This is a genomic window from Bacillus nitroreducens (assembly GCF_964021195.1).
The window spans coordinates 2,146,597-2,159,146 of sequence record NZ_CAXHYI020000003.1 but is presented as its reverse complement, the minus strand read 5'-3'; the positions used below and the strand labels follow the sequence as shown (position 1 = coordinate 2,159,146).

Sequence of the window (12,550 nt, the reverse complement as noted above, 5' to 3'; positions counted from 1 at the left end):
TAGACACAAAAAATTGGTCGGAAATTCCATAAAAACTTAACCTTTTTAAAAGAGTAAAGGACCTCCAATTGGGGTCCTTTACTTTTTATCATTTTCAAGTAAAACTTCGATCTTTTTCAATGCTCCTGGATCAATATCCTCAATTGCAGTTGCCGCTTGTTCTAGAGCAAGCGCATATTCATAATTCCTAAAAGCTTTTTCAGCTTCATTCAAACTATCTGCTATTTTCGGATTCCGGCTTCGATATCGATTACCATATTGAATAACTTTTTCCGCAAGATAGACTTGTTCAATCATTTCTTCTGTATTCTCATATGTCTTAGATACTAAATCCAGTGCATTTTGTAAGGCTTCATTCACAGTACCCATATTCAGCGGCTTTTCATCCAGAGTTGACATGACTTGCGTTAAAGACAAATTCGCTTCTGACAATAGTTCAGAATATTTAGCAGGTAAGCCTGGAATATTACTTTTTGAAATAAGTCGTTTAGCATCAGCAAGCTTTTTGACCATATCTGAAATTTGTTCTCTTGCATGGAGTTCATCTTTACGAAGAGTTTTCAGCATTTCGGAATACTGTAAATGCTCCTGTTTTACTTCTTGAATCTTTCCATACACTTCTTCAAGTTCCATTCTAACTAAAGAATAGGCAATTTGATCTTCATCAAGCTTTACTTGTATGGACACATATTGCTTCACAAGTTGCTTAATTTGTTTGACAATATTTCGATGTCTTTCAATATCATTCTCATTCAACCTGTAGCTTTGCTGCACAAAAGATGTTTCTTCTTCTGTCTCTTTACTACCTTCAATTAAATCTTCGAGGTCCTGCTCAATTTTTTCTACTTCATTCTTAACAAACTGATTTGCCTTGACTTCTGCCTCTAATAAATCATAAATAGTATCTAATGCCTCTCTTGTGTCATCAAGTCCCTTTTTCACTTCATCTAGCTTAAGTTCCTCAATTAAACTAATATACTTCGTTAACTGCTCCCTCATTCTTTCGATTTCTTTTAAAATCTGATGATGTTCAAGCGAATAACCTTCCTGCTCCATTTGGTTATATCCATCTGAAACTTCGTTTAATTGATTTGGAATTACATGTTGACATTCATGTAATAAATGCGGAATTTCATCCATTTGCTGCTTAGTTAAAGCAAGGTCTTCTTTAATTTGTAGAACAATTTCCCTAGCTTCGAAATAATTCCCGTTTGTGGTTGCTTCTTCAAACTCATTAAATTTACCGTGTATTTCCTCCAGAATGGTTTCAAGCAATTTTTCTGTACGACCATAAGTGTGACGGTGTGCAAGCAAGCTCTTCTTTAAATCACGATATAATTTATTTAATTCTTCAACCTCAATGCGATTTTTTTCTTCACTTCCTACTAATTCCTTCAATTCTTCTAGAATTGTTGCAATATTCGTTTCTGCATCATTTAAAATTGCTTCTATTTGAGCAAGTACACGTTTCGCTTTTCCAAAGCGGTATTTATCCGCTAGGTCCTCTGAATCGAATAATAATTCCTCCACATCAGGAAGTGCAACAGTGACCACTTCATCCCATTGTTTTCTCCAGCGTTCAAACAACTCTTCCGTTTGGCCTGTCATGTTTAGCTCTTTTACTTTCGCTATTTCATCGGTAACGGGGCGATTCATCATGTCAATTTTCCAAGCTTCAAGCCGATCTACTTCTGTATATATTTTTTTTCTAGAATAAAATCCAAATATAGCAACTACACCAACTACTACGATTATGCCGATTATGATTTCCATAATTTGGCCTCCTTGCTCCCACAATCAATCTATTTTAGACAATTTATGTATAGTAAATTATTATTTTAAATAAGGAATTTTTAAATTACTTGTTATTATCGAGATAATTGAAATATTCAATAGCTATAAGCTTTTAGAAAAAGCTTTTTTAAAATCTTCTTAAATGTTTTTTTAATGTATTTATGATACCATGTAAACGACAATTTTTGACTATTACTTTTAATTTTTTTACAAATTTTATTAAAAATGAGGGATTTGTCGATGAAAGCAGATGGTCATGTTCACACACCCTTTTGTCCACACGGCACAAAAGACCCATTTGAAGATTATATATTCCGCGCTATTCAATTAGGATTTAATGAAATTACTTTTACTGAGCATGCGCCTCTTCCAGCCCGATTTAACGATCCAACACCTCACAAGGATAGTGGAATGGATCCAAATGATTTAGAAAAATACTTTTCAATCCTAAAAAACCTTCAAACAAAGTTTGCATCCGATATCAAAATTAATATTGGATTAGAGGTTGATTATATTGAGGGATTTGAAGAGGACACGAAAGCTTTTTTAAATGAATATGGTCGTTACTTGAATGATAGCATTTTATCGGTCCATTTTCTACAAAATAAGGATCAGTACTATTGCCTTGACTATAGCCCTGACACCTTTGCAACGATGATACAAGATTTTTCATCAGTTGAGGGAATCTATGAAACTTATTACGATACATTGTTACGTTCTATTACTGCAGATCTCGGTCCATATAAACCTAAACGGATTGGACATTTAACACTTGTACACAAATTTCAAAAAAAATTTCCGTGTTCAAAGCCTTTTGACAAGAAAATTTCTGAGATTTTAGATCTAATCGCGGAGCAGGGATTATCCCTAGATTACAATGGCGCTGGTATAAATAAACCTCTTTGTCAAGAAGTTTATCCAAATAATAGAGTCATACAAGAGGCAATAAAACGAAAAATCCCTCTCGTCTATGGATCTGATGCCCATAGTTGGAAGGATTTAAATCAGGGGTTTGAAGACCTATATAAAGATGCAATTTTAATGTCTCCGACTAAATGTTAACTGGCAATAGAGTCACTTTATTTTTCACCGTTTGGGGTTGTCTGCAGATGGTCAAATTGACCCATCTTTCGATTTCAGAGCAATACTGTTCACTCACATACATTTCATATGGCATTAAATGCAACACTTCTGTCATATATTGAGGGTGTAAATAAGGCATAGAGAGCATACCCTTTAATTGCATAATGACATATGGTATCGAAATAGGGGCAAATTCTAATTGTTTTGTTCCTGTTTCAAAAATGGCTTGAAAATAGTACTTTTCTTTTGTCATATAGGTGGTCATAATTTCGCGAATCAATGTGGTATCAAATGTAATTTCCCTTTGGACAAATCGTGATAATTGACGATTATCCTTTTGAAATTCCATGATACCTCTAATTGCTAGCAGTAAACATTCTCTTGCTGTTCTGTTATCTAATTCAAGGTAGGCATTTTCGACAATTGCCAAATATCTCTCTAAATAAGAGGAAACGAGATATTCTAGTAAGCCTTCTTTACTTCCAAAATAATAAGATATATTGGCAACATTACATTTTGCATGTTTCGAAATTTCACGAACAGTTGTACCATCAAAGCCCCTTGTATTAAATAAAAAAACAGCCGATTCAATAATTTTTTGTTTCATGCTTTTTTGTTTCATACCCAACCCACCTTACCTTTATTATTCTGCGTACTTTGTTATTGTATAGATTTCGCTAGTTTTAGGCAGATTCCTTTAAGATTTTATCGACAAGTCATGCACGATAAGCTATTATTGATATAATTTATGTAGGAAATACTCAAATGGAGGGGAACCATTATGTTTCATGTCGAACAATATAAAGGTAATAAAGTAGAAGACTATAGACTAGTAACAAAACAACTAGACGCTTTACTTGAAGGAGAGCATGATCAAACGGCGAATTTAGCAAATGCATCTGCTTTACTTAACCAATTTTTAGATAATATCAATTGGGTTGGTTTTTATGTAAAGAAAGAAAATGAATTAATTCTTGGACCATTTCAGGGGTTACCAGCATGCGTAAGAATTCCAATGGGGCGTGGAGTTTGTGGTACAGCAGCACAAAAGCAACAAACTGAAAGAGTGCCAGATGTGCACCTTTTCCCAGGACATATTGCATGTGACAGTGCTTCACAATCAGAAATAGTAGTCCCAATAATGAAGAATGGTGAAGTATTTGGTGTTTTAGACATTGATAGTCCAATCAAAGATCGCTTTGATGAAGTTGACCAACAATGTTTAGAGGAATTTGTAAAAGTCTTAGAAAAGCATATATAAGAATAAAGCCAGTGGGCTTCTCCCCACTGGCTTTTTCTACTTAGACTTCTAAAGCTTGATGTAAGTCCTTCCAAATGTCCTCCCACGCCTCTAGACCAACAGAAAGGCGTATCAAATTATCCGTAATTCCCATTTCCAATCGTGATGCTTCTGGAACAACTGCATGAGTCATTGTCGCAGGATGTTGGATTAGCGTTTCTGTATCACCAAGACTCACAGCAATTTTAATTAAGTTCAACCGATTTAATATATTTTGAGCATCCTTTTTGGAGCCTTTGATTGTAAAGGATATCAAGCCACCTGGTTTCTTCATTTGTTTTTTCATAATCTCATAGTCTAAACTATCCGCATCACCTGGATAAAATACTTGCTCCACACTTTTATGTTCCTTTAATAATCTAGCTATTTTTTCTGCGTTCTCGCAGTGGCGTTCCATGCGTATCGGAAGAGTTTTAAGGCCACGCAGTAATAGCCATGCATCAAATGGTGACATAATTCCACCAATATCTTTTTTTGTTGTCATGGCAACTTGTTGAATAAAGTCTTTTTTCCCGACAACCAAACCAGCGATAACATCACCGTGTCCGCCGATATACTTTGTTGCGCTATGAATGACGATATCACAGCCTAATTGAATAGGTTGCTGCAAATACGGGGAGCAGAAGGTATTGTCCACAACAACTGGAATTTTATACTGCCTTGCAATATTTACAATTTTTCGTAAGTCAATTAGTTTCATTGTTGGGTTTATTGGTGTTTCAACGTAGATTAACCTTGTTTGAGGCGTTATTTTTGAATGTACTTCTTCCTCATTATCCATATTACTAAAGTCATGTGTAATATTGTATTTCTCCTCCATCATTTGGAGAAGTCCAAACGTACATCCATAAATTCCTTGTGAGCATAGAATATGATCACCTGATTTTGTTAGAGCAAACAAAACAGCCGAAACAGCCGCCATACCTGATCCAAATGAAAGCCCCGCTTCTCCGCCCTCCAAAAGAGCAATTCTTTCTTCCAAAAGCTTAACTGTAGGGTTTCCTAATCTTGAATATATAAATCCTTCTTCAGCACTAGCAAACCGTGCCTCACCTTGTTCAGCGGTTTCAAATATAAAGGTCGATGTTTGGTAAAGAGGTGGTATTAAGCTTCCATATTCAGCAGCCGTTGAGCCACCATGTATTGCTAATGTTTCAAAATTCTTATTTTCCTTACTCATGCTTGTTTATTTCCCCCTTCATTCTTGGCTCCTACAAGTAGCATATGACAACACTCTGTATTTTGAAAGCGTTTTCTAATTTAAGGGAGGATTACTCGGTTTTTATCAATAAAGTGTTTTCGCACAAAAAAAGACATTCGTTTAAGAATGTCCTTCACTAACAAAATTTTCACTCGCAATGACTTTATTTTTCCCTGATTGCTTTGCTACATATAATGCATTGTCTGCGCGACGAAAGAGGCTTTTGAATGTTTCCTCATATTCTTTATACCAAGTTGCTACACCACATGAGATTGTTATTTTTGGATTAGAATCTTGCTCTACCCTTTTTACAAGGCGCTCTGCTACAGCAATGCCTGAAACAAGTTCAACTCTGGGTAAATATATGGCCAACTCTTCTCCACCCCATCTTGCTCCAATGTCATTTTCTCGGATATTTTCCCTGATGAGATTGGCTATTTGAACAAGTGATTCATCTCCAACCTGGTGACCGAATGTATCGTTAACTCGTTTAAAATCATCTATATCAATGAGTATAAAGGTACCAAATGCATCTCTCTCCATTGATTCTTGTACACTATTTTCTAAATGCTTACGTGAGTAAAGCTTCGTTAAAAAATCTGTAATCACTAGTTTTTCTAATTCCTCGCGAAGAATTGAGTTTGAAAATGCCAGGGATGAGTGATGAATGAGAGACTGCATAAGCTTAAATTTATCAAATGAAAAGAAATAAGGTAATTCATGTAAAACAATTGCAACCCCCAATATTTCATCACGCTGTATCATTGGAACTGACATCATAGAACGGTAGGAAGAATCACTAAATGCTGGGTCTATTTGTAAATCACCAATAAAAAGAGGCTCATTTTCTACTAAAATTCTTTTTAGACTATATAATACATATCGCTCTCCTAAACCTTCCTCAAAAAAAGCAGTACTTCCTGGTAGTACCTCTATTTGATCTTCTGATTGTAAAAAGAAACCAACTTCTTTTGCACCAAACGATTTTGTAATTTGGCTTGACATAAATGTCATTGTATCTTTTAAACGTAAATTTGAATTTAATTTATGTGAAGTTTCATTAATTAATTGTAAATCTGCAATCAATTGCTTCGATTGTTGATAGAGCTGGGCGTTTTCAAATGCATGGCCAGCTGTATTTGCCAATAGTTCAATAAACTGTATTTCTGATTTTGGGAATTTCAATCCGTAATGGGCATTGATTTGTAATACTCCATATACCCCTTGCCGTCCTTTTAAAGGAGCATAAATCACAGACTTTTTGTTAGATTCCGAATCTTGCATTTGCAAAATTCCAGTAACAAAAGCTTGCATCACAGGGGAATTCTCGCCATCTTCATACTCTTGAATATCTTTTATCGGAATTACATTATGTCTTGTATTATCATGGGCAAGAAATAATGTAAATGTAAATGATGGGTATACATCTTGTAACGTGTAAATAACCTCTTCAAGGACAGCGTCAATATCCATCGTTGAATGAAACTTAGAGGTTACCCTAAAAAGTTGTTCATATCTAATTTCTTCATTTGGAAACATCATATTTAATCACCCATCTGATTAGTAATACTTTCTTGCTTTATCACAATTTCTATCTCCATTATAATAGATAATTGCCTAAAAATGTCTCTTTATCTCAGAAAAAAATCTGAAATTCTTACAATAAACCAGATTGAAAATGATATTTCGACATAAAATAAGAGGAACTTGCATAGAGTAGTCTGAATTCCTTCACATAGTTCATTCGAGAGTACCCTCACGGAAATGAAAACTTGACTTCCTTATCTGAAAATCATATAATTGTCGTTGTGTAAAATATTGCAGCATATGTGAGTAGGTTTTTGTTCTATTTTGTTCCTCTTAATGAGCATTTGCTTAAAGATGGTGTATCACGTAACTCTTGGCTGCTGGAGCGAAGATACATGAAAACAAAATAGTCAAGAACATCTAGCGCATCTGTTTTTATTTTACAACAAAATAAAAACATTGAAGGAGGAGTCATTCATGGCTCGTTATACTGGTCCAAGCTGGAAATTATCCCGTCGTCTTGGAATCTCATTAAGTGGTACTGGTAAAGAATTAGAAAAGCGTCCTTACGCTCCTGGACAACATGGTCCAAACCAACGCAAGAAGCTTTCTGAATATGGATTACAATTACAAGAAAAGCAAAAGCTTCGTCATATGTACGGTGTAAATGAGCGTCAATTCCGTACTACATTCAACCACGCAAGCAAAATGCAAGGAATCCTTGGTGAAAACTTCATGATTCTTCTTGAATCACGTTTAGATAACCTAGTTTACCGTCTAGGTCTTGCTCGTACACGTCGTGCGGCACGTCAACTAGTTAACCATGGTCATATTCTTGTAGATGGAGGACGTGTTGATATTCCTTCATACCGTGTAAAACCTGGTCAAACGATTGCAGTTCGTGAAAAATCACGTAACCTTGTAACAATCAAGGAAGCTATTGAAGCAACTACTTTCGTACCAGAATATTTAACTTTTGATGCTGAAAAATTAGAAGGAACATACACTCGTTTACCAGAGCGTTCTGAATTACCAGCAGAAATTAACGAAGCATTCATCGTTGAGTTCTACTCTCGTTAATAATTTTGCTTCATACATGGGTTTTAAAAAACCTAGGATCGTTGATTTTTCAACAATCCTAGGTTTTTTTTGCTTTTTTAACATAAATCTTGCTTTAGATGTTTTTACTTAATACCATTTATTCCAATTTTTCCTTGAAAGATTTTTCATCTTTTTTCGTATACTGAATGACATTTCCTATCCGATTAAAAAGGTGCTCCGAAAAGGAACACCTCTACATTCTTAGTATTTAATTAAGAAGTATTTTTTCTTACCACGACGGATAACAGTAAATTCGCCTTCAATTCGATTCTTTTCTGTAAGTACCGCATTGATATCTTGGAATCTCTCTCCATTCACATAGATGGCTCCATTTGATATATCTTCACGTGCTTGACGCTTTGAAGGAGAAATTTTACTCATAACCAATAAATCAACTAAACCAACTTCAGCTTCTCCAGCATATTCATATGAAGGTACGTCTTTAAAGCCTTGCTTTATCTCATCAGCAGTTAATTCACTAATTGAACCACTGAATAAAGCTGTTGAAATTTTCACAGCTTGCTCGAATGCCGCATCTCCATGTACCAACTTCGTTACTTCCTCTGCCAACGTTTTTTGGCCCAAACGCTTTTCTGGCGCTTCTTGCATTTCAGCTTCAATCTGTTCAATTTCTTCTTTTGATAGAAAAGTAAAGTATTTTAAATAACGAACAACATCACGGTCATCTGTATTAATCCAGAATTGATAAAACTCATAAGGTGATGTTTTTTCTTTATCCAACCAAATTGTTCCACCTTCAGTTTTACCAAACTTTGTACCATCTGCCTTAGTCACAAGAGGTATAGTCAAACCAAATGCTTTTGCATCGTCAACAGTCTTACGAATTAATTCTAGTCCAGCTGTGATATTCCCCCATTGATCACTACCCCCAATTTGAAGTCGACAGCCTTCATTTTCATAAAGCTTTAAAAAGTCATAGGATTGTAAAATCATATAACTAAACTCTGTGAAAGAGATTCCTGCATCTAGACGTGATTGTACAGAATCTTTAGCCAGCATGTAATTTAAACCAAAGCTTTTTCCAATGTCCCTAAGGAAAGAAATGAGGTCTAAGTTCCCAATCCAATCATAGTTATTTGCAATTTGCGCTGGATTTTCCTTTGCTTCAAAATCTAAAAAGCGAGAAAGTTGCTCTTTAATACTGTTGCTATATTGCTCGACTACCTCTTTCGGATTTAAGGTTCTTTCTGCCTTTTTACCACTTGGGTCACCGATTAAACCCGTTGCACCACCAACTAACGCAATTGGTTGGTGTCCAGCCAATTGAAATCTTCGTAGAGTCAAAACACCTACTAAGTGTCCAATATGTAAACTATCTGCAGTTGGATCGAATCCACAATAAAGTTTTATTTTCTCATTTTGCAAGAAATTTTGTAATCCTTCTTCATCTGTTACTTGATTTATAAGTCCTCTAAAAGCTAAATCCTGTATAACATCCATTATCTACGTCTCCTTTTCACCATATAGGGTTTTTCTATCATATTACATATAATAATGTCAAATAAATATTGGAAATTCATAAAACAATACTATTGTAAGTGTCGTATATGCTATAATGTACTTGAATTTTAGGGGGATGATTATGGATTCGAATAGATTACAAATTTTGGAAAAGATTCGCTCAATTCGACAAAAAATCACATCGAATCAGGTATACCAAGCTATTACTGGCAAGAAGGCACGAAAAAGTGTAAGAGTTACATATGGTGTTGTCTGGAACTTATTCTTAATTTTCATTATTATAACCATATTAGGTCTTGGCTTTGCTGGTGGAGCAGGTGCGGGATACTTTGCATCTTTAGTAAAGGATGAACCTGTTCGAAGCTATGAGAGTTTACAAAAAGACATCTACAACTATGAAGAAAATACAGAACTCTATTTTACAAACGAGGTGTACCTTGGCAAATTACGGTCAGACCTTCATCGTGAAGAGGTCGCACTTGAAGATGTTTCACAATATGTAATAGATGCTGTCATCGCGACAGAGGATCAATATTTTTATAAACATGACGGAGTAGTTCCGAAATCAATCTTACGTGCAATCGTACAGGATGTTACAAATTCACCTGTCCAAACAGGGGGAAGTACGTTAACACAACAATTGATTAAGAATCAAATCCTTTCAAGTGAAGTTTCGTTTGACCGAAAGGCAAAAGAAATTTTAATTGCATTACGACTTGAAAAGTTTTTTGATAAAGATGAAATTTTGGAAGCATACTTAAATATCATTCCATATGGTCGTAATTCATCAGGTCGAAATATTGCTGGAGTTCAAACAGCTGCTCAAGGGATTTTTGGTGTAGACGCTAAGGATCTAAACCTACCACAAGCAGCATTTATTGCAGGAATACCTCAAAACCCATATACGTATACGCCATTTTCTAACCAAGGTGGTAAGGTAAAAGACAATATTGAACCTGGTCTTAACAGGATGAAAACTGTCCTAGAACGCATGCTAACGGGAGGCTTCATTACAGAGCAGCAATATAAGGAAGCGCTCGAGTATGATATCCGGGCAAATCTGACCGAGCCTAAATTAGAACCAAGTGAAAAATACCCTTGGTTGACCGCTGAGATTGAAAAAAGAGCAACTGAAATTCTAATGAAAAAACTAGCTAAAGAAGACGGCTACGAAGAAAAAGACCTTGAAGAAAACAAGGACTTACGCTTACACTACCGTGAAATCGCTGATAGAGACCTACGTCAAAGTGGATATAAAGTCTATACAACAATTGACAAAGAAGTATATGATGCAATGCAAGAAGCAGTGAAAAACTTTCAATACTTTGGACCAGATAAACAGGAAGTTAAGAAAGATTTAGAAACCAATGAAGATGTTATAGTCATGGAACCAGAAGAAGTAGGCTCTGTCCTAATTGAAAATAAAACGGGACGTATCATTAGCTTTGTGGCTGGTCGTGATTTCGAACGTGAACAAACCAACCATGCTTTTAACCCTGCAAAACGTCCGAATGGTTCGACAATGAAGCCACTACTAGATTATGCGCCAGCCATGGAATTAGGTTTGGTACAACCAGGCAGTGTTATTGCTGATGTGAAATTCAGCTATGGAAAATACACCCCTCAAAACGTTGGGGGACCAAATGATTTTGATGGTTTAATGTCTGCAAGACATGCTCTCAAAGTTTCTAAGAATATTCCAGCAATCAAAACATATTTAAAAGCCTTTGATCATCGTCCAATTACGTTCTTAGAGAAGATGGGATTCACTTCGTTAGATGAGAGAGACTACAATGCTCCATCACTAGCGATTGGTGGGATGACATATGGAGTTTCTGTCGAAGAGAACGTGAATGCATATGCTACATTTGCGAACAATGGTCAGTTCATAGATGCTTATATGATTGAAAAAATTGTAACCAACGATGGTGAAGTCGTATACGAGCACGAAGTTAAACCTGTTGATGTCTTTTCACCTCAGACTGCCTATTTAACAATCGATATGATGCGCGATGTTATCAATGGTGGTACTGGTGCTGCAATGAATGGGTATTTAAAATTCAAAGCGGATTGGGCAGGAAAAACAGGTACAACTAACAGGTACGAAGACGTTTGGTTTGTTGCGACAAATCCAAATGTTACATTTGGTACTTGGTTAGGGTACGATACACCAAAATCAGTTTCTAGAAATGTAAAAGGACTCAATTATTCTCGAAGAAATATTCTACTTTGGTCAACTCAGATGAATGCTGTTTATGATGTTAAACCAGAACTAGTAAAGCCGAATGAGAACTTTAAAATGCCAGGTGGAATTGTTTCTCGTTCTTACTGTGGACTATCTGGATTACTTCCATCAGATTTATGTCGAGAAGCTGGGCTTGTACAGTCTGATATCTATAATGCTAAATTTGTACCGACAAAGGTTGATGATAACCTTGTGAAGGGTAAATATATTCAAGTAGATGGAAAAGCCTATCGTGTACCAGCAAGTGCTCCACAAGAATTCGTCCAGCAAGGAATCATGATTAAAAAAGAGTTCTTAGAGCAACATGGATTAAAAGATTCGCGAGCTATCCAACAGCTACTTCCAAATAACAGCCGTTGGAGTAACCTAGTGATTACGGAAGGGTCCGAGCTTAAAGACAATGGTTCTATTCCTTCTCAAGTAAAAGGGGCTTCGATTTCTTCTGGTACGTTGAGTTGGGCAAAACACGAACATAATGATGTTATCGGTTATCGCATATATGGAGCAGCGAACTTCACTTCAGATTTCAAAAAAATCGGCAGTGTACCTGCTACAAAAAATTTAAAATTCAATGTTGGAAATGCCGTTGCAGCTTATTATGTCACAGCTGTTGATGTTACTGGTAAAGAGACACCACTCGCAAATTCAATACTAATTAAGAACGGCGACTATAAATCAGAACCAGTGGTAGAAACTCCTCCGCCACCTACACCTCCATCCGATGGCGGTATTGGTAATGAAAATGCAAATGGTAATAACGGTAATAGTAACAACAATGAAAATGATGAAGAATAAAGGTTAAGAAAAGAGGTGATCC

9 protein-coding genes are annotated in these 12,550 nt (G+C 35.8%); 4 read left to right on the top strand and 5 right to left on the bottom strand.

Annotated elements, in window-relative coordinates:
• Positions 1–78: 78 nt before the first annotated feature.
• Positions 79–1,773, bottom strand: coding sequence for a septation ring formation regulator EzrA (gene ezrA, locus ACWPVE_RS14335; protein WP_453994412.1), 1,695 nt, complete (start codon positions 1,771–1,773; stop codon positions 79–81).
• 261 nt (positions 1,774–2,034) lie between these two features.
• Between ezrA and hisJ the strand changes: the two genes are divergently transcribed.
• Positions 2,035–2,856, top strand: coding sequence for a histidinol-phosphatase HisJ (gene hisJ, locus ACWPVE_RS14330; protein ID WP_453994410.1), 822 nt, complete (start codon positions 2,035–2,037; stop codon positions 2,854–2,856).
• Here hisJ and refZ read toward each other — a convergent pair.
• The gene (gene refZ / locus ACWPVE_RS14325) at positions 2,846–3,499 is read right to left on the bottom strand and encodes a forespore capture DNA-binding protein RefZ (protein WP_453994408.1); all 654 of its coding nucleotides are present in this window, start codon (positions 3,497–3,499) and stop codon (positions 2,846–2,848) included. The genes hisJ and refZ overlap by 11 nt on opposite strands.
• 159 nt (positions 3,500–3,658) lie before the next feature.
• On the opposite strand from refZ, the gene ACWPVE_RS14320 reads away from it, so the two are divergent.
• Complete coding sequence (locus ACWPVE_RS14320) at positions 3,659–4,138, top strand: GAF domain-containing protein (protein WP_453994406.1); 480 nt, start codon at positions 3,659–3,661, stop codon at positions 4,136–4,138.
• A gap of 40 nt (positions 4,139–4,178) precedes the next feature.
• On the opposite strand, the gene megL is transcribed toward ACWPVE_RS14320, so the two are convergent.
• Both megL and ACWPVE_RS14310 read right to left on the bottom strand, forming a co-directional pair.
• The gene (gene megL / locus ACWPVE_RS14315) at positions 4,179–5,357 is read right to left on the bottom strand and encodes a methionine gamma-lyase (protein WP_453994403.1); all 1,179 of its coding nucleotides are present in this window, start codon (positions 5,355–5,357) and stop codon (positions 4,179–4,181) included.
• Between the two features lie 141 nt (positions 5,358–5,498).
• Positions 5,499–6,920 carry a sensor domain-containing diguanylate cyclase gene (locus ACWPVE_RS14310; protein WP_453994401.1) on the bottom strand — a complete coding sequence of 474 codons (1,422 nt, stop codon included), beginning with the start codon at positions 6,918–6,920 and terminating at the stop codon, positions 5,499–5,501.
• Between the two features lie 462 nt (positions 6,921–7,382).
• Between ACWPVE_RS14310 and rpsD the strand changes: the two genes are divergently transcribed.
• Positions 7,383–7,985: a 30S ribosomal protein S4 gene (gene rpsD / locus ACWPVE_RS14305; protein ID WP_453994399.1), complete on the top strand. Its 603-nt coding sequence runs from the start codon at positions 7,383–7,385 to the stop codon at positions 7,983–7,985.
• Between the two features lie 222 nt (positions 7,986–8,207).
• Here the strand turns inward: rpsD and tyrS are convergent, their stop codons facing one another.
• Positions 8,208–9,467, bottom strand: coding sequence for a tyrosine--tRNA ligase (tyrS, locus tag ACWPVE_RS14300; protein WP_453994396.1), 1,260 nt, complete (start codon positions 9,465–9,467; stop codon positions 8,208–8,210).
• A gap of 142 nt (positions 9,468–9,609) precedes the next feature.
• Between tyrS and ACWPVE_RS14295 the strand changes: the two genes are divergently transcribed.
• Positions 9,610–12,528: a transglycosylase domain-containing protein gene (locus ACWPVE_RS14295; RefSeq protein ID WP_453994394.1), complete on the top strand. Its 2,919-nt coding sequence runs from the start codon at positions 9,610–9,612 to the stop codon at positions 12,526–12,528.
• Positions 12,529–12,550 lie beyond the last annotated feature (22 nt).

Excerpts from the sequence above, each read along its gene's own strand:
- ezrA (WP_453994412.1), bottom strand. The coding sequence starts at position 1,773 with ATGGAAATCATAATCGGCATAATCGTAGTAGTTGGTGTAGTTGCTATA.
- hisJ (WP_453994410.1), top strand. The coding sequence starts at position 2,035 with ATGAAAGCAGATGGTCATGTTCACACACCCTTTTGTCCACACGGCACA.
- refZ (WP_453994408.1), bottom strand. The coding sequence starts at position 3,499 with ATGAAACAAAAAAGCATGAAACAAAAAATTATTGAATCGGCTGTTTTT.
- ACWPVE_RS14320 (WP_453994406.1), top strand. The coding sequence starts at position 3,659 with ATGTTTCATGTCGAACAATATAAAGGTAATAAAGTAGAAGACTATAGA.
- megL (WP_453994403.1), bottom strand. The coding sequence starts at position 5,357 with ATGAGTAAGGAAAATAAGAATTTTGAAACATTAGCAATACATGGTGGC.
- ACWPVE_RS14310 (WP_453994401.1), bottom strand. The coding sequence starts at position 6,920 with ATGATGTTTCCAAATGAAGAAATTAGATATGAACAACTTTTTAGGGTA.
- rpsD (WP_453994399.1), top strand. The coding sequence starts at position 7,383 with ATGGCTCGTTATACTGGTCCAAGCTGGAAATTATCCCGTCGTCTTGGA.
- tyrS (WP_453994396.1), bottom strand. The coding sequence starts at position 9,467 with ATGGATGTTATACAGGATTTAGCTTTTAGAGGACTTATAAATCAAGTA.
- ACWPVE_RS14295 (WP_453994394.1), top strand. The coding sequence starts at position 9,610 with ATGGATTCGAATAGATTACAAATTTTGGAAAAGATTCGCTCAATTCGA.